Raw genomic sequence first — 24,638 nt, 5'->3', positions numbered from 1 at the left:
GTACCTAATTTTCAGCAAAATATGAGTTAGAATAACAAATAATTTTTACGAACTAGACGAGTTATCTGTGGTCGAGAAAGCCGAATTTTCTTCTGATTTATATCATCCTAAACATTGGCCTATGTGGTTAGGCGTCGGTTTAATGCGTTTAACCCTGCTATTACCCTTATCTTGGCAAATGAAAATTGGTAGCAGTATTGGTCGATTAGTGATGAAAGTAGCTGGTGGCCGAACTCATACAGCAAAACGTAATATCGAGTTATGCTTTCCAAATATGAGTGATACAGACAAACAGCAACTGCTTGAGCGTACTTTTGAAGAAACCGGTAAAGCATTATTTGACACCATTAATGCATGGTGGTGGTCTAACGAGCGCGTGCAGCAACACATGACCATTAAAGGCACTGAGCATGTTAGTCAAAGCCTAGACAATGGAAAAGGGGTGATTTTATTTGCCGTACATTGTTTACCACTTGAAATGGGCGCGCGAATTTTTGGCCAGTTTGCCCCGGGAATTGGAGTATATCGTCCCCACAACAATCCGGTGATGGAATACTTACAAGTCAAAGGTCGCTTACGTTCAAACAAAGGCTTAGTACCTAAGCGCGACGTGCGCCAAATGATCCGCAGTTTGCGCAGCCCAGACGTTATTTGGTATACCGCCGATCAAGATTTTGGTCGTTCAAGCGCAGTATTTATCCCATTTTTTGGCGTACCCGATGCTGCAACCATTACTGGTGCTACTGCACTAGCGAGACTAGGTAAAGCCAATGTGGTGCCTTTTTTTGTTGAACGTAATAGCGATGATAAAGGCTACACCCTTGAAATAATGCCGCCCATAGAGAACTTCCCTGGCGATAATGAAACAGACGACGCCATTCGTGGTAACCAGATTGTTGAACAACTGATTAACCGCAACAAAGAGCAATATATGTGGCTACATCGTCGCTTTAAAACCCGCCCCACTGAAGACACACCATCCTTATATGACTGATTTTATTTAATCGACAACTCGAATGTGGTTAATAAAAGAAAGCGCCATTAGGCGCTTTTTGGTTAATGTTAATCTGCTAATACTTTGGGTATACCGACGCTCAATCACTGTTAGAATCGATAATGTAATCGAGTGACAATACTGACTAGCTGAACCACTAATTCATTAAACAGTCTCTGTTATAAACATCACATAAAATCACAAATTTCATTCAATGTTTTTTTGTCGATCGCATGTTGTGGAATAGTCGCATCATCAGCCGGATACCCAGCAATAATAAGCATATAGGGACGTTCATTATCATTGTCACGGCCACACACTTTACTTAAAAAGCTCATCGGTTTTGGTGTGTGAGTTAATGTACCAAGACCAGCATGATGCAATGCTTGGATTAAAAATCCAGTCGCAATTCCCACAGACTCGTGTACATAATAATTACTTTTCTGCTCTCCTGCGGCTTCGGTGCGCTTTTTACTGAACACCGCAATCAGCCAAGGTGCATGTTCTAAGTAGGGTTTATCGGCATTGGTGCCTAACGGTTTTAATGCATCTAGCCATTCTTCACCTGCACGACCAGCATAAAATGCTTGTTCTAACGCTTCTGCTTGCTGACGAATTTGCGCTTTTATCTGTGGGCTATTAATTGCCACAAAATGCCACGGCTGGTGATTAGCGCCATTAGGTGCCGTGCCCGCAGCTAAAATACATTGTTCAATAATGGCTTGCGGCACTGCGCGATCAGAAAATGCTCTTATAGAATGACGCCGCTTAATCTCCTGGTAATGATCTTGTGCTCGTTTAAGCATTTCATCAGTTGAGTACTCAATAAAATCTGTTAGTGGTAAATGCGCTTGGGTCATCGTTCATCCTTATTGTTGTTCTTTTGATTGTGCTTATAATGACTGTTCTTATGATGGTTATGTTTATTCGGCACTCATTTATTGTCATAACCCTAACGCTAACAAACACACTAAAAAATGCTATTAAAATATTCTTATTGAAACCATTAGAGCGACAGATTAGAGTCTATGCGAGTCAGTTTAGCTTTCTAAGGATTATATGATTGCAATAATAATGGGTGCAACAGGATTAGTGGGCAACGCCTTACTGACTCGCATCATTGAAAGTGAGCAATATAGTAAGGTATTGGTTGTTGGCCGCTCAATACCTAAATTGGTTGAACATCAATTCGGTGCTGAAAAAGTGCAATTTATTCCCTGCCAACTTAATGAGTTACATGAAGTCATATTGGCAGACAAAGTTGATCATGCATTTTGCTGTTTAGGCACCACCATCAAACAAGCTGGCAGTGAAGAAGCCTTTATTCAAGTCGATAAATTAGCGGTGCTAGCCTTTGCAAAACTGTGTCAAACACAAGCAAATCCGGCGCTTAAATTTATGGTAGTTACGGCATTGGGTGCAGATGCTAAATCAAAGGTATTTTATAATCGGATTAAAGGTGAAGTTGAACAAGGACTTAAGGCACTACCACTGCCAGTACTTAATGTTTTTCAGCCGAGCTTATTATTAGGACCAAGGGATCATAGCCGTTTTATGGAAGATATTGGTCAAACTATTTTGGGTGGATTAGCATTTTTATTTATCGGGCCACTGCGTCAATACCAGCCAATTGATGCACAAATAGTTGCAGAATCTATGTATCAAGTTGCCTTGAAACCTCAAGTAGCTCCTACCTGCCAAATAATCACCAATGGCATGATGCACAGCTGTCATTATTAATAATACTACTCTCGACAATAGCGCAGCTTTATGACAAGTTAATACACCACAGTTGTTCAATACTAACGACATAAGACGAGTCAAAGTAACCATAACGCAAGGAGAATAGGAATGAGTGATAATAACGATTTAACTTTTAATGAAGTCTGTGAAATACTCGACAAAAGCCCTACGACGATTAAGCGTTATGCTCGCGAAAATTTGCTGTTCACGGAACAAAACGGTGAAGTGCTTAGCTTTAACAAAGCCGAAGTGATGCGTTATTTAGCATGTTCTGATCGTTAATATATAGTTGAACTTATCGGCTAAAAAAATCCCCAAATAGTCAATGACGGTATGGGGATTTTTTTGTCCACTTAATTTATCTTCTTTAGCAACCTATAGTTCTGCAAAGGACGAATGTGCAAAGGATTAGTCACCAAAGTCATCTAATAAGATGTTTTCAGACTCCACCCCTAACCCTTCCAACATCGCGATAACTGACGCATTCATAATTGGAGGTCCACACATATAAAACTCACAATCTTCTGGTGCTTTATGCTGTTTTAAGTAGTTTTCATACAACACGTTATGAATAAAACCAGTATAACCTGTCCAGTTATCTTCAGGTAAAGGATCAGACAAAGCGACATGCCAAACAAAGTTGTCATTGTCAGCGGCTAGTTGATCAAAGTCTTGTTGATAAAAGACTTCCCGAGTTGAACGAGCACCATACCAAAAGCTCATTTTACGTTTGGTTTTGACACTTTTTAGCTGGTTAAATATATGCGATCGCATCGGTGCCATACCTGCACCACCACCAACAAACACCATTTCAGCATCGGTTTCTTTGACAAAAAACTCACCAAATGGCCCTGAAATAGTTACCTGATCACCCGCTTTTAAATTAAAAATATATGACGACATTTTTCCTGGTGGTAAACCTGCTTTAGGCGGCGTCGCAATACGCACGTTTAGCATAATAGTACCCTTTTCATCAGGGTAGTTTGCCATTGAATAAGCTCGTAATACGTCTTCATCAACGGTAGACACTAAATCAAATAAGCCATATCGAACCCAGTCACCACGATACTCTTCAGGAATATCAAAATCGGCATAACGCACTTCATGAGCTGGTGCTTCAATTTGAATATAACCACCGGCTTTAAACAATACGTCTTCGCCATCAGGGAGCTTTAACAGTAACTCCTTAATAAAGGTCGCCTGGTTATTGTTTGAAATGACTTCACATTGCCATTTTTTAACCCCAAAGATTTCTTCGTCAATCTCAAGTTCCATGTTGTTTCGCACGGTAACTTGGCATGCCAAACGACAACCTTCTTTAGCTTCTTTTTTCGTAATATGATCCAGTTCAGTCGGCAAAATATCACCACCGCCAGCCTTCACTTTCACTCGACATTGACCACAAGTGCCACCGCCGCCACACGCAGACGGAATAAAAATATGTTGCCCAGACAAAGCACCTAATAACTTATCACCGGCAGGGGTTTGCACTGTTTTACTGGCATCATCATTAATGCTAATTGTGACATCATCTGTGTTCACTAACTTTCGTTTGGCGACTAAAATCACCATCACTAGCAAACTTACCACTATGGTAAACATGCCAATACCTATTGCCATTTCCATTAAATAACCCTTTTCTTTAATGCGTTATAACGTAATGCCCGCAAATGACATAAAGCCCAGAGCCATTAAGCCGGTGGTAATAAATGTGATCCCAATGCCCTGCAATCCGTCTGGAATAGCATGAAACTTCATTCGTTCACGAAGTCCTGCAAGTAACACTATGGCCATCGCCCAACCCACAGCAGAGCCCGACGCAAATACCACTGACTCAGTAAAGTTATAGTCACGGTTGGCCATAAAAATAACCCCAGCAAAAATAGCGCAGTTTACCGTTAATAATGGTAAAAAGATCCCTAATGACTGGTATAAGGCCGGAATATAACGATCTAAAAACATCTCCAAGATTTGCACTAACGCAGCAATCACCCCAATAAAAGTAATCAGCTGTAAGTAACTTAAATTAAGTTCAGCAAAACCCGCCCAAGCCAATGCGCCTGGGGCTAAAATATTGACGTAGATAACTTGATTTAATGGCACTGCCAGCACCATCACAACAATCACGGCAACACCTAAACCAAATGCTGTAGAGACCTTTTTCGACACGGCCAAAAAAGTGCACATACCTAAGAAAAATGACAGCGCCATATTGTCGATAAACGCCGCTTGGATAAATAAATTAATATAATGTTCCATGCTGTTTCCTTATCCGCGCTTGCGTTGAATGATTTTAATAACCCAAATCATCACACCAATTAAAAAGAACGCACTGGGTGGCAAAGTGAACATCTCATTCGCCAAATACCAGCCGCCATTTTCAACGGTGGTCAATATGTCATGGCCAAACAAACTGCCACGACCCAGTAGTTCACGAATAAACGCTACACCCATTAGAATTAAGCCATACCCCATAGCGTTGCCTAAGGCATCAACCACGGCCAAGTGCGGAGGATTCTTCATCGCAAAAGCTTCTGCTCGGCCCATAATGATGCAGTTAGTGATGATCAAACTGACAAATACAGATAACTGTTTCGACAGTTCATACGCCACATCTTGCAACACCATATCGACAATAATCACCAACGAGGCGATCACCGTCATCTGCGCAATAATCCGTACACTATTAGGGATAAAGTTACGAATACTTGAAATGATTAAATTAGAGAAAACCAATACAAATGTCACCGCAAGTGTCATCACCAATGCGGTTTGCATGGAGTTACTGACCGCTAATGCCGAACACACACCTAATACCTGTATTGCCACAGGGTTATTAGCCATAATTGGCGATGTTAGGATCTCACGAGTTGAAATAGCACGACTCATTTACTTACCCTCCGCAGCTAACGTGTGTAGATAGGTTTGGTATCCTTCCACGCCAAACCAAAACTCGACTAAGCGCTGAATACCAACACCCGAACGAGTCGCGCCACTCACACCATCAACACCGTGAATGTCGCCGTCTTTGGCGCCGCCTTTAATCACTTTAATGGCGATTTTACCTTGGTCATCAAATAATTTTTTACCTTGCCACTTCGCTAACCATTGTGGATCAGTAATAAAGTCTGCAATACCTGGCGTTTCACCATGTTCATAAAACACAATATTTTCGATTGTATTTAAGTCAGGTTTGATTGCCATATAACCATAAATAATCGACCACAAGCCTTTGCCATATATAGGCATCACAATGCTGGCAAGTTGACCATTAGTGTCATACACCTCAAATATGCGAATGTCGGTCGCCATGGTTTTAATTTTGGCGATGTCCTTTTTCGGTTTAGTAGAGGTTTCAGGGTTAATCGATGCCATGCGCTCATCAAAATCAAGTAAATTGGCTTTTTCGGTCACCTTGCCTGTCGCTAAGTTAACCATCTTAGGTTTCACTCGTTGGGCAAATAACTCGCTAAAGTCACCTTGACTGATGTCGATGTCCGCAGCCTTCAATACAAACTGTTGTACTTCTTCGCGCTTTTTAGCCAGCTTACGTTCTTTTAAAATCTCCACGGTACCGGTGATCATAAACGAACAAACCAAGCTCAAAACAATAATAAACACCATTGTTCCGGCGACTGAATCTTTCTTAAAGGCCATGACGTTTTAGTCTCCGTTTGATATTAGCTTGAGCGACTAGGTAGTCGAACAACGGTGCCCATAGATTAGTAAACAAAATGGCTAGCATAATGCCCTCTGGCATTTTGGCATTCAGTAAACGAATAATAATGGTCATAAACCCAATCATAAATCCGAATGCGAACTTAGCCTTATGGGTGTACGATGCGGTAACCGGATCAGTAGCCATAAACATCATTCCCAGCGCAAAACCACCGGTGACTAAGTGCCATGTCCACGGCATCGCCGACATTGGATTTCTGCTTGAACCGAAGTAATTAAATAGCAGCACGGTAATGATCATCCCCAGCATCACACCTGCAACCACACGCCAATCTGCAACACGGGTAAGCAGTAAAATACCGCCACCAATAAGAATGGCTAAAGTACTGGTTTCCCCTACTGCACCGGGGGTAAAGCCTAGAAAGGCATTCCACCAGCTTGTATCTGTAAATACACTAAACCAACTCGTATCGACGAAGCTTAATTTTTTGGCTACGGTAAGCGTTAGCGTGGTCGCGCCAGAAAAGCCATCTACAGCAACAAATTGGCCTAATGACACCACCTCGGTTGGATAAGCAAAATAAATAAATGCATAACCAGCCAGTGCAGGGTTTAAAAAGTTATACCCCATGCCGCCAAACATCTCTTTTGCCACTACCACTCCAAAACTGATGCCTAATGCCACAATCCATAAAGGTGTCGAAATTGGTAAAATTAACGAAAACAGTAATGCAGTAATAAAGAAGCCTTCATGCAACTCTTGGCGACGCACTTTAGCGAATACCACTTCCCACACTAAACTCACCACTAATGCGGTTAAGTAAAATGGCACATAAAAACTGGCACCATAGGCAAATAAACTCATCAAGCCAGCACTTTCAGTGAGGGGCCCAAACAGTAAGTTATATATTGCTAATTGCCACGTTTCAGGCTGTGTCGCCCCTGCCATAATGGCAATTTGAGCCTGAAGCCCTATGTTATACATACCAAATAACATTGCAGGGAATAAGCACATACCCACAATGTGCATGGTACGTTTTACATCAATCGCATCGCGAATATGCACATGGCCTTTAGTGCTACGGCCGTTGGCAATCCACAAAGACCGAAGATAACTTCGCATTGAATTACCATGGGCGTAGTAACTGTCTTCAGTGCTTGGTTTTTTATGTTGCAGACTCATTAACCTTCCCTCTCGATAATATCTAAGCAAGCACGTAACTCTTTACCAAAGTCATATTTTCCAGGACAAACAAACGTACATAAGGCTAAATCTTCTTCATCCAGCTCTAATGCCCCAAGTAGTTGCGCTTCATCGGTATCACGTACCACTAAATCACGCACTAATAAAATCGGCAAAATATCCAATGGCATCACCCGAGTAAGTTGGCCGAATGCCATCATGGCGCGCGACGAGCCACCAGCATGAGTGGTAAAATCAAATAATTTTTTGGTGCGACTAAAGCCTGACATCATAATGCCAGTTAACGAGAATTTACTGCTGTCGTGGCGAACCCAAGGCAATAATTCATGGCGATCATTTTCGGTCAGTACGCTGATTTGATTATGGAACCGGCCTAAATAGTCATAAACGCCTGTGGCTGTATGACCAGATAATAATGAACCCGAAACAATACGAGATTGTTGCTGATTAATTTCATCGCTAACCCATTCACTAAGCTTTGCGCCTAATTGAGTGCGCACGAGTCGTGGCTTTAACACATTAGGGCCAGCTAATGAAACGAAGCGGTCTGTATACAGCTCACCGCTTAAAAACAGTTTGCCAAAAGCTATGACGTCCTGATAACCCACATGCCATACCTGACGTTCAATACTCACGGGCAATAAAAAGTGAATATGGGTGCCAACGAGTCCGGCAGGATGAACGCCATTAAAGCGCTGAACGCTCACTTGCGATAAGTCATATTCGCTATCGGTATCAGCGACTAACGATGTACCGTCGTCTTGGCATAAAAACACCTTTCCGTCGGTTAAAAAAGTTAATGCTAATAGTCCAGCCTCAAAAGCTTGTGGCTGAGTGGCAATAATGATGCGTGGATCGGGTGCAAGTGGATTAGTATCAATGGCAGTCACGAATATGCCAGCGGGACTGGCATCTAACTGGGGCACTCGTGAAAAAGGACGCGTACGCAACGCGGTCCATAAACCACTGCGTACCAAACTGTCTTTAACAATTTGAGTTGATAGCCCATGAATATCCGCAGGCTCAAACAGTATCTCTGGTTCTTGCTTGGTATCACAATCAATCACTACCGACTGTAATACCCGACGATCACCGCGATTAATTGCAGCAACAATTCCACTTGCTGGTGCGGTAAATAACACACCAGGTGTTTTCTTGTCTTCAAATAGCACTTGGCCTTTAGCGACACGATCACCAACCTCTACCATCATAGTGGGTTTTAGACCTACATACTCTTCGCCAATTAGCGCCACTTGAGTCGTTTTTGGCGCGCCATCTATTTGCTGCAGAGGCTTCCCCGCAATCGGGATATCAAGTCCACGCTTTATGGTTATCACTGGATTTGAAACACCAACCATCACATTCACCATCTAAAAAAATTCGATGACTAATGTTATATGTTTGCAACTACTAATATAGTAATAACGATCACAATATTTGAGAGAAATGTAACTTTTCAACAATTTCGAATACTAAATATGTGAATTGGGTCAATTTATTGCGATTTAAGCGCGGGCCTGATGTAATTAAGTATCCAAAAGGCCGTTACATTGCGACGTTATTACCATTATTTATCGATAAACATCAAAACAGTTACCATCATTTGTATTAACAATTCATTTACGTACGACCATTGCGCCATCGCTAATATATTAATAGCTTATATTAGGGCCTGTTGATCTTTCAAGGTTGTTTTTGCAGCGAATTGTTGGTCATTTGTACAAGGCAGAGACTTTGTGGTGTAGTTATTCTACATAAAAAGTCGATAACGCAGTAAAAATGACCAACAAACGCTGTCCGAAGGGTTCGGCTAAAAACGTTTTACTCTTTGTTGAGCGAATTTAGCTTAGATTGCTAGGCAGCAATCCGCTCGCCTCGATTAAAACGTTTTTATCTCGAACAAAATTTAACCTGCAAAGATCAACAGACCCTAGTAGCTTATATTTATATCGTAAGCTAAACGTATTAATTAGCACGTAGTGTTAACTGTCCTTGTTGAAATAAGTAAACGGAATCCATTTGCTCTAATGCAGTCAAACGATGACTGATCATTAACAAGGTTTTGTGTTGGGAGAAATCGAGTAATACGTTGAGGATTTCTCGCTCGGTACGTTTGTCTAGTCCTTCTGTTGGTTCATCCAATAGTAATAAAGGCGCATCACGTAATAATGCCCGAGCGACACCGATTCTGCGCTGCTCACCACCAGATAATTGCCTACCGCCTTCACCAATCCAACTGTCTAATGGTTTATCGCCTTGCAGTAAGGTTTGCAGACCTACTTTTTGTAACACCTCGATAAAGCGTTGATCATGGGTTTTCTTAGCTTCACCTTGAAGATAAGGTAACGCCAAGGCTAAATTGTCACGTAACGTACCGGAAAACAAATAAATACGTTGACTAACCACTGTCATCGCGGCGCGGAGATTTGCATCGCTATAGTCACTTATCGGCTGACCATCAAGCATAATCGTTCCCTGCTGTGCCACCCAATCACGGGTAATCAGCCCCAATAAACTTGATTTACCACAACCTGTAGGCCCCAATATAGCCACCTTTTCACCCGCGTTAATCGTAAGGTCGAGGCCTTGCAATACTTGAGAATGACTTTGATAACCAAAGTGAACGCCACTTATTTGGAGCGCTCCGTGGTTGGCTTGCAAGTGGCTATGAGGATTAAATACTACACTTGGTGTTTGCTCGGTGATTTCAGTCACCCGCCGCGCAGCAAGAACGGTACTCGATAAGTGCTGAAATGCTCCCGCTATTGGCATCATCATTTCAAGACTGGCCATAGTAGCAAATACCATTAACGCCATTAACGGCCCTGGAGGAGTCGCATCACCTACACCTTGGCCAGCTAAATACAACATAAACACTACCGCACTACCATTGACAACTATCAACAAGGCTTGGCTTAAGCCGGTAATATTGGCCATGGTAGTTTGCTGACTAAATAAACTCTGCTGTGCTTGTTCAAGTTTATCCAAATAGCGCTTATTAGCACCAAATAAACTCAGCTCTGCTTGTCCTTGAATAATATCAAGCAGCTCTACTCGATATTGCCTTTGCGCCTGCATTAACGCTTGCCCGGGGGCCTTTCCTAAGTAATAAAATACCAGCGGAAGGATAAGCCAAGCAGCTAATAACAAGCCACATAAACTCAATGCTAGATGGTCATCAAACCAACCAAGAAACACCAGTAACACCCCTATCATCATTAAAGATGCTGCCATGGGGGTAAGTAAGCGTAAGTAAAGATGATCTAAGGTATCAATATCGGCCACTAAACGATTGAGCAAATCGCCTCTGCGCAAACCTTGTAAATTAGCCGCGCTAAGGGGTAACAACTTATTCCATGCCCAAATACGTAATTGGGTCAATAATTTAAAGGTTGCTTCATGAGTGGCTAACCGTTCGCCGTAGCGGCTTACGGTACGAACAATGGAGAAAAATCGAACCCCTCCGGCAGGAGTGAAATAGTTAAACGCTTGCGAGGTAATCACAGCTAAACCGGCGACCGCACTGGCAGATAAAAACCAACCCGATAATGACAGCAAACCAATACCTGTTAGTAAAGTGGTAAAGGTTAACAATAAACCCACTAACATCATCAACCATTGGCGACGAAACAAAGACACAAATGGACGTAAAACCTGTAACGAATTAGGAGTGTGTGATGAAGTATCAACTGGAAGTGACATTAGTATACCTCCTGTTGTTGGTTCTGTTGTTGATTAAGCAGTTGCGCTAATAATCCATCAGCTTGTTGTAAATCATTCACATGGCCTTGTTGTACTATCATCCCTTTGTCCATAACCAACACACCATTCATATTGTGTAAATCATCTAATTTATGGGTAATCGTTAATCCGCTTGTGGACTGCATTGCGCGGTGCAATGTAGCCAATACAGACTGTTCACTTTTTTCATCTAAGCTGGCTGTAGGCTCATCTAATAAAAATAATTTAGCAGGTTGTGCTAACGCCCGAGCCAGCGCAAAACGCTGAGCTTGACCAACTGACACTCCTGTACTTTGATCGCTAATGATCAAGTCGAGTCCCTGTGGATGCAGCAATACAAAATCGCTAATGTTGGCCTGTTCAAGCAATGCCATAATGTACTCATCGGTTAATTGGGGGTTGGCCAATGCGACATTTTCTCTCACCGTGCCATGAAACAATTGCGGGTCCTGGCCTAACCAAGCCAAATGTTGACGCCACTGTGCAACATCAACATGGGATAATTCATGGCCATTGACCAATAATGAACCCTGATAAGGCAAAAAACCCAACAGGGCATTAAGCAAACTGGTTTTCCCTGCACCACTTGGACCAACTATGGCCCAATGTTCACCCGCAGGTAAGGTAAATGAAATGGGTCCGACTAAGCGTTGGCCGTCTAAACTAAATACTTCCAGCCCGATGGCTTGAATCATTATATTGTCAGCGGAAAATTCAACATTCTTCGCTACAGGCTGGATATTGGCTGGTGTGTTGACTTGATAGTCAAGCAGTTCAACCAAAGACTCTGCAGCACCTATAGCTTGTGCCTTAGCATGATAATGGGTGCCTAAATCACGCAAAGGCTGATAAAACTCTGGCGATAAAATCAACACAAACATGCCGGTAAATAAACTTATTTTGACCCCATAATGACCAAAATCGAGATGACCTAAATAACTAAAGCCAAAGTACACTGCGACTACCGCTATCGATACAGCAGCAAAGAACTCTAATACCGCAGAACTCAAAAAGGCTAAACGCAATACCGACATGGTTCGCTCGCGAAAGTCTTCCGAAGCCAGTCCAATATTAACCAACTCAGCTTCGCCACGATTAAACAGTTTTAAGGTTTGTAGTCCTTTAATTCGATCCATAAAGTGGCCGCTTAAGCGCGACAAAGCTTGCATGTTTTTACGGTTGGCATCTGCAGCACCCATGCCCACTAAAATCATAAATAAGGGAATTAATGGTGCTGTCATCAACAAAATTAACCCCGCGGCCCAATTGATTGGAAACACACATACCAATATAAGCAGTGGAATAAAACCGGCTAGCATCATCTGCGGAAGGTATTTTGCATAAAAGTCATGTAAATCTTCAACCTGCTCAAATACCAAGGTTGCCCATGCACCAGCCGGTTTACCTTTAATAAATACCGGCCCGAGTGCGACTAATCTATTGAGTACAGCTTGACGAATGTCTTCACGTAAGCGTTTACCGGCCTCAAAACTTATCCGTTCACGCACTTGCGCTAATAAAGCTCGAATGATTAACAAACCAATAAGTGCATAAAACTCAATGCTTAATATTGCTGGTGCAAGATTGTCAATAATGACGCCCTGTAAAATCTGAGCAATAAAATAGGCCTGTCCCACAATGGCAATCCCATTGAGTACACCACATAAAACAGATAATTTGAGAAAAATACCACAAGAAGATTGTTGGCTTTTAAGCCATTTGGCTAATGACTTTTCTAACGACTTGTCCATGAAGCTCCAGCAGAGTTATCGATGACCACTTTAATGGGCTAGTATCGCAGTAGTGGCAGCGAGTTAACACCTAAAACAGTGTAAATGTTAACTGATTCACATTTTACTAATTAAGCCTTATTTAAAGAGTCAATTGAGTAAAAATATGTTTGTTGGTATTCAATGCCACTGTGATGATTTAACGGCCCGATGAAATTGATTATTTAAGCCGAGATTAAATACTAAGACACTAACCACCAAAAAAATCAGACACAGTAAAAGAAAAACACTATTGTCAGTTAATCTTTATGGGGCGGTACTCTCGCCGTATTTAACCAATACGTGCCAGAGTAATTTTAGATCTTGCAGCTTTTTCGCGTGGTTACCACGTTCGCTCCACGAGGCAGGTTGTTGTTGTAAATGATACGCCGCGCGGCCGATAATTTCAGCATTGATAAATTCATTTTCAGCAATACTTTGTGCCAAAGTCGGCATCGTTGGCCCACGAAAATCATCTGGCACTTGTGAAACATTAATTTGACGTCCCTGATGCCAATGCAACTCAATGCTATATTCGTCACACAAGGCGATGAATGAATCGCCAATGGCATTACCTTTAAATGATGGATCCGCAACTAACATAGCAACATCTTGATCGAGCGACACATCACCATGTATTTGCGCTTCAATGTAATGATCTAAATTACCACTTGGCGCCGTGTCAAAACGGCTACTGATATCATCGGTTAAATGTTGGCTAAAATGTTCAATTAACTTATTCGGTTTAAGCCCTGGAATACCCAACGCATATTGACGCTCAAAACTTTCACTTAATAATGCCGCTAAAATGGCATCAAAACATTTAATCGTGCCCTTTTCTTTGGGCTGTCGATATGAATCCATATAGCTGAAAGTACAGCGAGACAATATTTGAGGGTGAGTGATAAAGTAACAACTGCCAAATCTTGGTGCAGGCCCTAACGAACACAAACCAAAATCCAGTGCACCATATTTAGGACGATGTTTAATCCCCGAATACGTATTACCAAACAGCTTATTTTCGAAATGATCACGCGAGCCACCTAACTCTGGCGACAAGTGCCCATTCGACACATGGGTTTCAAACTGACTTTTATATACACCATCGCGCAATAGACCATTAACCACGGTTAAACCACGACTATCAATTCTATCTGGATGAAAATGCAGAGCAACTCGACTGTGTTGCGCAAGCTCTCGCATAGCGAGTTGGAGTGACAAAGTAGAAATATTCGACATTAACAACACATTTTTGATCACGGCATGAGCATGATCTCGCAGCTCATACGCCATTTTCTCTATGTGTGTTTGTGCCGTTATTTTCATCAGTAAGTGACACCTTTTGTTAAATATACACAGCTAAGTAGCTGAATATTTAGATAGAAAACGGATTGTCATTTTATTGTATGTAATAAGTAGACTTTTAGCACTGATTCAAGTCTCAAGATTAACACGATTTCATTCAAATCCATCATTCAGGGTTAACCCTTTAGCTTTTTACACCACAAAACGTCGCGTTATTAATAACAAGCTCAACGGAAATATCGTTGCTCCCACAGGGATTTGATAGCACTTATAGCGGTTTTCAGGTAAGCTTCACGCCCGCCGTTATCTGGCTACCTTTTATTCAAAGCAACAATGCGTTGCCCAAAGAGATTTTTCTATGAGTTTTTCCTCACTTGGTCTGAATGCTGCTATTTTAAAAGCGGTTGAAAAACAAGGTTACGACACCCCATCTCCAATTCAAGCACAAGCAATTCCAGCGGTTTTAGCCGGTCAAGATGTCATGGCTGCTGCACAAACGGGAACTGGGAAGACAGCCGGTTTTACCCTACCAATTTTAGAATTATTATCTAAAGGCGAGCGCGCCCAACGTGGTCAAGTCCGTGCATTAGTGTTAACGCCTACACGAGAACTTGCCGCACAGGTACAACAAAGCGTTGCCACTTACGGTATCAACTTACCGTTAAAATCAGCAGTGGTATTTGGTGGTGTTTCTATCGTGCCGCAACTCGCAGCGTTGAGAAACGGAGTCGACATTTTGGTCGCCACTCCAGGTCGTTTACTCGACTTATGCCAGCAAAAAGCACTTAGCTTCAATAAATTAGAAATATTAGTATTAGACGAAGCAGACCGTATGCTCGACATGGGTTTTATTCGCGACATTAAAAAAGTATTAGCAATGTTACCTGCTAAGCGCCAAAACTTAATGTTTTCAGCAACTTTTTCAAATGAAATTCGTGAACTTGCTAAAGGGTTAGTTAATAATCCGGTAGAAATTTCAGTCACACCACGTAACGCAACAGCAAACACTGTGACCCAATGTGTGTATCCTTTGGATAAAACACGTAAATCAATGGCACTAATCGAACTGATTAAAACCAATGATTGGAAACAAGTCTTAGTGTTTTCTCGTACCAAACATGGTGCAAACCGTTTAGCGAAAAGCTTAGAAGCCGCTGGTATCAAAGCCGCAGCCATTCATGGTAATAAAAGCCAAACAGCACGAACCAAAGCATTGGCCGATTTTAAAGCGGGTGCAGTACAAGTCATGGTCGCAACGGATATTGCCGCACGCGGTATCGACATCGATCAACTACCTTATGTTGTTAACTTTGACTTGCCTAACGTACCTGAAGATTATGTGCATCGTATTGGCCGTACTGGCCGTGCAGGTTCAACAGGCCAAGCGGTATCTCTCGTTGGTCTAGAAGAAGTTAAGTTGTTACATGATATCGAGCGTTTAATTAACCGAACCATTGAGCGTAAACAACTAGCGGGGTTTGAAGCTCCGTTTACTATCCCTGAAGCGAGTAGCAGATCTGGCGGCAATGGTGCTAAAAAACCAAATCCGAACCGCAGTAAACATGCTCAACAGAATGCTAACGATGGTGCTCAAGGTGATAAGCCGGCACGTAAATATGACTCTCGTCAGCAATCTCGTGGAAGTGATAAGCCAGCAGATCCTAAGGCAGAAGCGCGTGCAAATGGTAATAAACCACCACAACGTAATCGTCCACCACGTCGAAGTGGCACTGCGCCAGTTACGTCAGCAAATAGCAATAATCCTTATGCTAACGCTAAAGTTAAAAGCTAATTATTCATAACACTAGCTCGCGATAAAGCATAAAAAAACCGGTGAACATTGTTCACCGGTTTTTTCTTACTATTTAAAAAGTTACATAAACCAAGCGCGGTAATTACGACCTTTTAGCTTACCTTTACTGATGATATTCATCGCTTGTTTAGATACATTGCTTTTTACTGCAACGTAAGCGCGAAAATCAGTCACTTTTATTTTACCAATATCGTTAAAATCTAAACCATTACCCCCCGTTAATGCACCGACAATATCACCAGGACGGATTTTTTGCTTTTTACCACCCTCTATTTGAATCGTGGTCATTTCAGCGGCCAGCGGTTGTTTATTCAGTGCACTCATTGGTGGTAAAGGTTCGCTCACCACATCTTTGTTCATGGCTTCTTCAATCATCGCCATTTTGTAACCGTCTTCTTCACCAAAGAAAGTGTAAGCGGCGCCAGAACTGCCGGCACGACCAGTACGGCCAATACGGTGAATATGGACTTCAGTGTCATGGGCAATATGATAATTAAAAACCGCATCTAACTCATCAATATCTAAACCACGCGCGGCGACATCGGTTGCGACTAAAATACGCGCACTACGGTTTGCAAACTGCAATAACATTTGATCGCGATCGCGTTGTTCTAAATCACCGTGTAATGCTAATACACTAAAGCCAAACTCATGTAATGAGTCTGCCACTTGTTGGGTTTCACGCTTGGTATTACAAAACACTACCGAACTTTCTGGCTGCTTATCCAATAACAATAAACGTAATGCTTCAAGACGGCCCTGGTTATCTTCAATACGGTAAAAATGTTGATCGATAGTTAGGTTATCGTGCTTAGCTTCAACTTTAACCATTACCGGTTGATACAGAATTTGATCGGCAATCGCTTGAATTTGATCTGGAAACGTAGCACTAAACAATAGCGTTTGACGCTCACGAGGTGCAGCGGCAATAATTTGGTCAATGTGCTGTTGAAAGCCCATTTCTAACATGCGGTCTGCTTCATCTAAAATCAGCATATTCATGTTACTTAAATCTAAACGATTACGATCTAAATGATCAACAATACGACCCGGCGTACCAACAATGATATGAGCGCCGTGTTCTAATGAGCCAACTTGCGGTCCCATAGGTACACCGCCACAAAGAGTTAGTACTTTAACGTTATGAATACCACGGGCCAAGGTACGAATGTCTTTCGCTACTTGATCAGCCAATTCACGTGTTGGGCATAACACCATGGTTTGAATGCGAAAACGTTTTACATCCAGCTTATTCAGCAGCCCTAAACCAAAAGCAGCGGTTTTACCTGAACCAGTCATGGCTTGACCAATAACATCTTCACCAGCCAAAATTGGCGGTAAGCTTTCGGCTTGGATCTGAGTCATCGATTCAAAACCCATGGTTTGGAGGTTTTCAAGCAATTCAGGTTTTAAATTTAGTGATGCGAAAGCCGTGTTAACGGCCTGTTCAGTTGACTGACTCAAGGCGAATATCCTCTGATATCGAAAGCTAAAAAAGCAGACTAGTGCTGCACAAACAAATTAGCCAAGGTTATTAATATCTACGTATCAAATATCAACGTATCAATATTACCCTTGGCCATATGTGGAGTATTGTAGCAATTTTATTCATTGTACGCTGACAAATCTTTCTTTCAAATAATGGTTATTTTAATTCCAAAATTACCCTATTTTATCAAAGCGAACTTGCTGATAATCATCAACGGCTTGTTCAATCTCCGCTTGGGTATTCATCACAAACGGCCCTTTACGCACAATTTTTTCATTAATCGGTGTACCTACAAGCAACAATAATCCTGCCCCTGTCGATTCTGTTTGAAAGTGGCTCACGTCATTTGGATCTAAAATCAAAAGTTGCCCAGCACCCGCTGTTTCTCGTAAACCTAGAGCATCAATATAATGCAGTTCTCCACGATAAATATAAACACACACTGTTTGGTGCTCTGCTAAATTAAGCGTGCCGTGACCATACTTAGCTAACGTTAAATCAGCAATAGCCCCATGGCCAGCTAAACCTTGAATACTTGAGGTTATCTTGTGGGGTTGTAGATTGAACCCCCAACTCCCCGCCAAGGCAACAAGTGTTGCACCGTGTTCATTATCTATACTCGGATTAACCTGTTTGCTCGCATCTTGATAAATAGCTGGGCGCATTTTATCTTTAGCGGGCATATTGAGCCAAATTTGGAACCCATGTAGTCCTTTTTTAGCATTCGTTAATGGCATTTCAGAATGTTCTATACCGCTACCCGAACTCATCCATTGCACATCACCAGCATGAATGGCTTTTACATTACCTAATTGATCCCTATGCTCAAAGCTACCTTCAGAAATATAAGTAAATGTTTCTAACCCCCTATGAGGATGAGGTGCAAAACCAGCAATGAAATCCTGTTGGTGATCCAATTTAATTTCATCAATCATTAAATAAGGGTCAAAACGGAGCTGGTCAAAATCGGCAATACGATTGATATTCACACCATCGTGGTTCATCGCGGCTAACGCACTAAAACGCTGTAGTACTTTCATGAAAACCTCGACGATGAAAACAATAATCTTTGAATAATAGCAGCCAGTTAACGAAATAAATATTGCATAATAGTATGATTTTCTTTCGATAAAATCGATTATGCCTTTTGAAATATAGGCTTAGTAGATAGTCATACTGCGTATATAAACTGACGATAACTGTCTTGAAAAACACCAATAATAATGCGTCATATTTCGAGTAAAAAGAACCCCTTACACAATGAAAATCCTCAACTTAATTCCTGAAAAATCAATTGTTCAAGCATAAAACTGAACTTTACTTTCTATTAACAATCCAAAAAGAGACTGTTGATGATTATGTGATAATACAGTGCTGAAGTGCAGTAACAAAATGGGATAAGTCATTGGAAATAATAACAACATTCAGGGATGTCCAGCACACTCGTATCTTAACGAGTAATCCTGATGGTGCTCATTTTATTAAGCCTATTATGATCGCATTCATCATCCATGCAGTGCTCATTTTAGCGATAGCATGGTTTTGGTATCAAGACACGTCTCAAAGAAAAGCCAATTTTATTAGCTCACCTAAATCAGAGATGATTAAAAGTTACCTAATCACAGCGAAACAATACCAATCGATACGAGATAAATATGAGAAATTAAACAATCCTTCCTCTATAGCTAACCACGACTCATCAGTGTTAGTTGTGCCAAAAATACCATCACAAGTAGTCACCTCGCAAACGACAATAAAAACCGTTAACAAATCAATTATCTCTAACAAAAATCAGCTTAAGCCTGTAAAAAATGTAAACAAAGATAAACCGCATCAACTTAACAACGCTGAATTAAGTACTAAACTAAATGCCAAACCTAACATTAAAAAGTCGATTTCCACGTCACTATCAATTCAACAAGCATCAACAAAATTTATTCAACAACACAATAGCGATCAATTAGCCGTGCTCATCGGTTCACAAAAAGCGTTGCAAAATAAACCAGCTGGAACCATGAGTGAGATGGACCCTCAATTAGATTTTATTGTGTTATCACCAAAAGTTGATATCAGCCAACCTCATACGTTTAACCATAAATTAGACCCTAACCGGATAGTGAAACAAGGTGATTACTGCTATCGAGTGGTAGAGCTACCAACACAAATAAACCCGCATGGATATGGATTAGGTTATGCAAAATTTTGTGGCGAAGATAAACAACAAAAGCTTTTAACAGAGTTAATTAATAATAGAATTAATAACATAAAATAATGACATTCATTCAGTGATAATAATTAGGGCCGGTTGATCTTTCAAGGTCGTTTTTGCAGCAAATTGTTGTTCCTGACTTAAACATCAGCTACAAGGCAGAGGCTTTGTAGTGTAATTATTCTACATTAGCAGCCGATAACGCAGTAGAAATGAACAACAAACGCTGCCCGTAGGGATCTGCTAAAAACAAGTGCAAACCGCTAACAGGTTAAGAATGTAACATTAGGTACTATGAGGTCAGTAAATACTCAAGTTATTAATAGTTAAGATCTTAATCGTCAGTTGGCGAGTGCGACAAAAGGCTTTAGCTTTTCATCGACCGATAGTGATGTTCTAATTAATTCAGGGTAATAGATACATTGCACTGACTTGTTGGTTATGGAACAGCCATAAGCTGATGTAAGGGCTCTAAATTTATGAGTTCAAAAATATCGGGCTTTTATATAGGTAGAGATAAAAAGCAGTTACATAAAATCATTAACGAAATTGAGTGAATTTGAATAGGTATTTTTTATTATCCAAACTCAGAATTAGTACAAAATCAGGAGTACCATTAACGAACAAAAAAATTAATATATAGTGAGAGTCTGACCTTAATAATCCAATGTCTTAATGTAACCCTATATTTTTCAGACAATTTTCTATAACACAAGTAAGATCAGTTGAAGGGGTATTGATTCTAGACATGCAAGCCGTCCCTTTTAGGGTTGTAAAAATACACATTGAACACTCATTAGCCCGTTTATTAAGACCTAATGCAATTGATTCTGGATCCGTTAAAAACAGATCTACCCACATATTTAGAATGTCATTATCTGAATCAATCAACTTCTGTGTTGCTTCTGCAGGCATATTGTCACTATCCAGATCAGATTGGCATAATGTGACAAAGCAACCTTTGTGTTCAATAGAATCACATTGGCGAACGAGAATTGACATCATACAATTCCTCATCCTTTCACTTAAAGAAATATTTTCCTGATAAAGTAGACTGAAATTATTAGCATATCTATTGTTGAGGTATAAATCCGTAGCTTTAATGAATAGTTGTTCTTTACTAATAAAAGCATTGTATAAGCTTTGTTTTTTGATCCCCATGCTTTCAGTTAGGTCACTCATAGAGGTTCCTACATAACCTTTTTGCCAAAATACTTTCATGGCAGAATCTAAAACAGCAGCCTCATCAAACTCTTTTTTTCGTCCCGCGGCCATAGAACCTCGTAAATTTAAGAATATTGTTAATTTAAAGAAAACTCTCCCGAGTAAACGTATCATTCAGGGGATGAGTTAACTGTGTGCTAAGTCAAATTAATCAGCTGACTTAAAAGTCTAATATCTAATATTATTATAAACCAATCACTTTATTAGCAACAACTTAACCAACTTAAACTCTTACACACATCTTCTTGTTTGAACGCTCATTCCAATAGATAAAATTGACACCTATTACTAATTAGGTATTCCACTTTACAATTTTGGAGCAATCGGTCAAGAATTGAGTTAACATTTCGTTAAATTAATTTTAGGTAATAAACAATATAAAACAAACCCATTTAATACATGCGTCACTTAATTGAATTACCAAATACAAATTTATTAACTAGGAGAGTCTATGCTTATAAAAAGTCTAATAAAATAAACTTAAAAGATATATAACCATAGCTAAAATAAATATAAACATTTAAAAGAAATCATTCGGTATTGATAACACCTTAAATATAAATTCTTATTTATAGGCGGGTTTACGTTAAGTAAATAATATCAAAGGATAAACTTTAGGATGAACAATGATGAATAAACGATTTAAACCTATATTATTAACTACCACAATATGCCTCATATTATCAGCATGTGGTTCTGATAGTGACAGCGATACAGTTGCTATCGAACCAACCACGCCAACTACTCCTACGGAAAATCAAAGTCCTCAAGCATTCCCAGATTTAGCCACTGTCACTCAGGGCGAAACAATTACCGTAGATGTACTCGATAATGACACCGATCCTGAAAACGATACATTATCAATTATCTCTGCTGAAGGTTTAGTTATTAGCGGTGACATTATCAGTTATACCGCCCCAATGGATGAAGTAGGTGATAAAACATTTAACTACACTATCAGCGATGGTTCATTGGAAGCATCATCAACTATCACGATTACCATTTTAGATAAAGCCGATGAAAATGCGGTAATTAGTCGCGGTGAATACGCTGGAGCAGAAACCTGTGCGACATGTCACCAAGATAAATATAATGATTGGAAAGGTTCTCGCCATGCCACAATGCTTAGAAAGCTATATATGGATGGCAATACTATAACTGCACCTTGGGGAACAGAAACTGAACCATTAACATTTACAGATAGCGGAAAACACCAATACACCTCGTTCATGAAGGACGAAAAATATTGGGTGACTATTCATGATGCTGTGGACAGTAGCAACGATCTTAGTTTTCAAATTGATGCTGTTGGATATAAAGCGACACAAATGTTTTTAAGCTGGGATGAAGCCAATCAAAACTATATTACTATGCCATTCATTTATTGGGATTGGGAAGCTAGTAATCCTAAAGAACCCTCTCCAGATAACCAATGGACCCCTTTAACCAGCGGTATTTTCTTCTTCAATTCCGATGGCAGTTTATTTACTGGCGACAAACTTGAGCTAAGTAAACGTGCATTTGGTTTTACTAACTTGTGTATAGAGTGTCATACCACAGGTTATGAAGTCACAAGCTGGGAAATTAAAGATACCGTATTTGGCAATCGTGTCATTCCAATTGATAATACGAGTAAAACGGTAGAGTTTGGTATTGCTTGTGAAAAATGTCATGGCCCAGGAGCAGAACATGCTCGTACTATGAGCCCTGATGACATTATTCAACCAACAAAAGATCTTACTGGTGACCAAGCAGGAGATGAATGTAATGTATGCCATATAGCACCAATATCTCTAAATAGTCCTGCGGCAATCCAAAAAGGTTATGGTTACAAGTTTAATGCTGACAATCCATTAGGCCACGGTATGTTCCCTAATCCTGGTGACAATATTGATGAATTCCAAGGTTCATCTTCTGATAATGTGAGTTATTGGCCTGGAACCACAATCAGACGTCATATTAGAACTCATGGTTTAGAGCTTGCAGAGTCAAAACATGGCAAATATGGAATGTCTTGTGTGACTTGTCATGATCCTCACTCACAAGAAATCAAGTTTGGTGGAGAAGATGATACAGATCTACTGTGTATAAGCTGTCATGCTGAAAAAGACAGTAGTGCACACAAACTAACATCACATACTTTAGCAGATGTGAAATGTGCAGATTGCCATATGCCATGGAATAAACATGCTGGTGGCCGTGGACATCGTTATGATGGTAGATCACATTCTTGGGATTTATTAACACCAACTGACTCATTAAAAGGATTTGACGAACTACGTCCTTATACTGAAGCTGGTGCAGATCCTGATGCACAATTAACGAAAGATTGGGAAAGTATTCAGGCGATTAAAGAGTTATGCTACGACAACTTCAATTACCCAATTAATGTTGTTGGCTGTGTTAAATTCGATATTATGCCAAATGCATGTTCTAGCTGTCATACAGACGACTTCCCAACTCCTGGTGTATTCACAGATGAAGAACGTGAAAAATTAGTGGCTGGTGAAAAACGTCTTGAAGCGTTTAAATTACTGAGTGATATTAATAGCGACAGTGATAGTGATAGCGCCAGTGATGGTGACAAAAAAGATTAATTCCATCAAATAGAAAAAAGTTAATATAAACCTAATACCACTCGCTTAAAAGCGAGTGGTATTTTTTACTTTACGGTAGGCACCAGCTTGCTAGATACTTTTTAGGTTCTCAAATATCACTTCTCGAACTTGATCCGTTATTACCACTATGATGCCATACTTGACTATATAAACGATCTTTATACTTGTACTCTCATCTCTTCTTCCGAATTCAAATGAGTTAAATATTTCTGAGCGTGTTTCATTTCTGGTTTTATAAACTTTTCGCTTAACCCAGCCTTTTTCAGAAGTAAAAAGAAACTCACCGCTACAGCATTATCATAACCGTTTATTTTTCGGCTTATACTGGCCCAAGCTTGTACTCTTTTCGCAAGCTACACTAATTTGAACAGACATAGGAACCACTACGTTAGGTTCCAAGTATTTTGCATAAGATTTTCACTAAATACTGCTTAAGACTAAACTTTATGAACGTGTACTTCGCTTGACTCGCTTGCAAAGTAAACGACGGCCATCTTCAGAGTAATACGCTCTTCGTTGACACGCCGAAGCTTCACCTTGAGTTTACGTATTTGGTCTTATTGATTATCAATGGTGATGTGTTGCTTTTCTGGCTTATCAAACTTGTTAATCCAGTTGTGCAAACTGTTGGAGGTGCCACCTTATCTATCGGTAACATTTACGATTTTATAACTATGCTCAGAGACCAGTTTAACGGTTTCAATGTTGAACGCATCCAGATATCATTTTCTGCGTGTGTGACACCTCATATCTCAGAATCTATTATAACGCGATGAAGTATCTACAATTAAAGAGGGGTATAACATAATAATGTATTATCCATAGCCAACGAAACTGACTATGGATGGGAT

19 protein-coding genes and 1 pseudogene are annotated in these 24,638 nt (G+C 40.4%); 6 read left to right on the top strand and 14 right to left on the bottom strand.

The window, feature by feature from the left end; translation table 11 throughout:
* Positions 1 to 67: 67 nt before the first annotated feature.
* A complete protein-coding gene (locus ABIS04_RS03245; RefSeq protein WP_350432587.1) occupies positions 68 to 994 on the top strand; it encodes an LpxL/LpxP family Kdo(2)-lipid IV(A) lauroyl/palmitoleoyl acyltransferase in 927 nt (308 codons plus the stop codon).
* 188 nt (positions 995 to 1,182) lie between these two features.
* Here the strand turns inward: ABIS04_RS03245 and ABIS04_RS03240 are convergent, their stop codons facing one another.
* Positions 1,183 to 1,854, bottom strand: coding sequence for a nitroreductase family protein (locus ABIS04_RS03240; protein WP_140233341.1), 672 nt, complete (start codon positions 1,852 to 1,854; stop codon positions 1,183 to 1,185).
* Between the two features lie 199 nt (positions 1,855 to 2,053).
* On the opposite strand from ABIS04_RS03240, the gene ABIS04_RS03235 reads away from it, so the two are divergent.
* Both ABIS04_RS03235 and ABIS04_RS03230 read left to right on the top strand, forming a co-directional pair.
* Entirely contained in the window at positions 2,054 to 2,734 is a 681-nt protein-coding gene (locus ABIS04_RS03235; protein WP_137222925.1) for a nucleoside-diphosphate sugar epimerase, read from the top strand.
* Positions 2,735 to 2,845: 111 nt separating this feature from the next.
* A complete protein-coding gene (locus ABIS04_RS03230; RefSeq protein ID WP_140233340.1) occupies positions 2,846 to 3,019 on the top strand; it encodes a helix-turn-helix domain-containing protein in 174 nt (57 codons plus the stop codon).
* 126 nt (positions 3,020 to 3,145) lie between these two features.
* Here the strand turns inward: ABIS04_RS03230 and nqrF are convergent, their stop codons facing one another.
* The 9 genes from nqrF to ABIS04_RS03185 form a co-directional block, all read right to left on the bottom strand.
* A complete protein-coding gene (gene nqrF, locus ABIS04_RS03225) occupies positions 3,146 to 4,363 on the bottom strand; it encodes an NADH:ubiquinone reductase (Na(+)-transporting) subunit F (protein WP_137222929.1) in 1,218 nt (405 codons plus the stop codon).
* A gap of 24 nt (positions 4,364 to 4,387) precedes the next feature.
* Positions 4,388 to 4,996: an NADH:ubiquinone reductase (Na(+)-transporting) subunit E gene (nqrE, locus tag ABIS04_RS03220; protein WP_137222931.1), complete on the bottom strand. Its 609-nt coding sequence runs from the start codon at positions 4,994 to 4,996 to the stop codon at positions 4,388 to 4,390.
* A 9-nt stretch (positions 4,997 to 5,005) separates the two neighbouring features.
* Entirely contained in the window at positions 5,006 to 5,626 is a 621-nt protein-coding gene (locus tag ABIS04_RS03215) for an NADH:ubiquinone reductase (Na(+)-transporting) subunit D (RefSeq protein WP_137222933.1), read from the bottom strand.
* On the bottom strand, positions 5,627 to 6,394 hold the full coding sequence (locus ABIS04_RS03210; RefSeq protein ID WP_137222935.1) for a Na(+)-translocating NADH-quinone reductase subunit C: 768 nt from the start codon (positions 6,392 to 6,394) through the stop codon (positions 5,627 to 5,629).
* Entirely contained in the window at positions 6,384 to 7,598 is a 1,215-nt protein-coding gene (locus ABIS04_RS03205; RefSeq protein ID WP_140233338.1) for an NADH:ubiquinone reductase (Na(+)-transporting) subunit B, read from the bottom strand. The genes ABIS04_RS03210 and ABIS04_RS03205 overlap by 11 nt, the downstream gene beginning before the upstream one ends.
* Positions 7,598 to 8,977, bottom strand: coding sequence for a Na(+)-translocating NADH-quinone reductase subunit A (locus tag ABIS04_RS03200; protein WP_350432586.1), 1,380 nt, complete (start codon positions 8,975 to 8,977; stop codon positions 7,598 to 7,600). The genes ABIS04_RS03205 and ABIS04_RS03200 overlap by 1 nt, the downstream gene beginning before the upstream one ends.
* 607 nt (positions 8,978 to 9,584) lie before the next feature.
* The gene (gene cydC, locus ABIS04_RS03195) at positions 9,585 to 11,321 is read right to left on the bottom strand and encodes a cysteine/glutathione ABC transporter ATP-binding protein/permease CydC (RefSeq protein ID WP_350432585.1); all 1,737 of its coding nucleotides are present in this window, start codon (positions 11,319 to 11,321) and stop codon (positions 9,585 to 9,587) included.
* Entirely contained in the window at positions 11,321 to 13,111 is a 1,791-nt protein-coding gene (gene cydD / locus ABIS04_RS03190) for a cysteine/glutathione ABC transporter permease/ATP-binding protein CydD (RefSeq protein ID WP_350432584.1), read from the bottom strand. Before cydD ends, cydC begins: the two co-directional genes overlap by 1 nt.
* 285 nt (positions 13,112 to 13,396) lie before the next feature.
* Complete coding sequence (locus ABIS04_RS03185; RefSeq protein WP_350433376.1) at positions 13,397 to 14,449, bottom strand: DUF3626 domain-containing protein; 1,053 nt, start codon at positions 14,447 to 14,449, stop codon at positions 13,397 to 13,399.
* 343 nt (positions 14,450 to 14,792) lie between these two features.
* On the opposite strand from ABIS04_RS03185, the gene ABIS04_RS03180 reads away from it, so the two are divergent.
* Positions 14,793 to 16,226 (top strand): DEAD/DEAH box helicase, encoded by a 1,434-nt coding sequence (locus ABIS04_RS03180; RefSeq protein ID WP_350432583.1) that lies wholly within the window; start codon positions 14,793 to 14,795, stop codon positions 16,224 to 16,226.
* Between the two features lie 81 nt (positions 16,227 to 16,307).
* Here the strand turns inward: ABIS04_RS03180 and dbpA are convergent, their stop codons facing one another.
* Both dbpA and ABIS04_RS03170 read right to left on the bottom strand, forming a co-directional pair.
* Positions 16,308 to 17,711 (bottom strand): ATP-dependent RNA helicase DbpA, encoded by a 1,404-nt coding sequence (dbpA, locus tag ABIS04_RS03175; protein ID WP_350432582.1) that lies wholly within the window; start codon positions 17,709 to 17,711, stop codon positions 16,308 to 16,310.
* Positions 17,712 to 17,909: 198 nt separating this feature from the next.
* Positions 17,910 to 18,776 carry a pirin family protein gene (locus ABIS04_RS03170; protein ID WP_350432581.1) on the bottom strand — a complete coding sequence of 289 codons (867 nt, stop codon included), beginning with the start codon at positions 18,774 to 18,776 and terminating at the stop codon, positions 17,910 to 17,912.
* Positions 18,777 to 19,141: 365 nt separating this feature from the next.
* On the opposite strand from ABIS04_RS03170, the gene ABIS04_RS03165 reads away from it, so the two are divergent.
* Entirely contained in the window at positions 19,142 to 20,008 is an 867-nt protein-coding gene (locus ABIS04_RS03165; protein ID WP_350432580.1) for a hypothetical protein, read from the top strand.
* A gap of 609 nt (positions 20,009 to 20,617) precedes the next feature.
* On the opposite strand, the gene ABIS04_RS03160 is transcribed toward ABIS04_RS03165, so the two are convergent.
* On the bottom strand, positions 20,618 to 21,220 hold the full coding sequence (locus tag ABIS04_RS03160) for a helix-turn-helix domain-containing protein (protein ID WP_350432579.1): 603 nt from the start codon (positions 21,218 to 21,220) through the stop codon (positions 20,618 to 20,620).
* Positions 21,221 to 21,795: 575 nt separating this feature from the next.
* Between ABIS04_RS03160 and ABIS04_RS03155 the strand changes: the two genes are divergently transcribed.
* Positions 21,796 to 23,766, top strand: coding sequence for an Ig-like domain-containing protein (locus ABIS04_RS03155; protein ID WP_350432578.1), 1,971 nt, complete (start codon positions 21,796 to 21,798; stop codon positions 23,764 to 23,766).
* 415 nt (positions 23,767 to 24,181) lie between these two features.
* Here ABIS04_RS03155 and ABIS04_RS03150 read toward each other — a convergent pair.
* A pseudogene (locus ABIS04_RS03150) lies at positions 24,182 to 24,506 on the bottom strand (IS3 family transposase); the annotation flags it as partial.
* Between the last annotated feature and the right edge of the window lie 132 nt (positions 24,507 to 24,638).

The sequence above is a fragment of the Shewanella sp. H8 genome, from assembly GCF_040285065.1.
Classification (GTDB): domain Bacteria; phylum Pseudomonadota; class Gammaproteobacteria; order Enterobacterales; family Shewanellaceae; genus Shewanella; species Shewanella polaris.
This window is presented reverse-complemented; position numbering and strand designations above follow the sequence as displayed.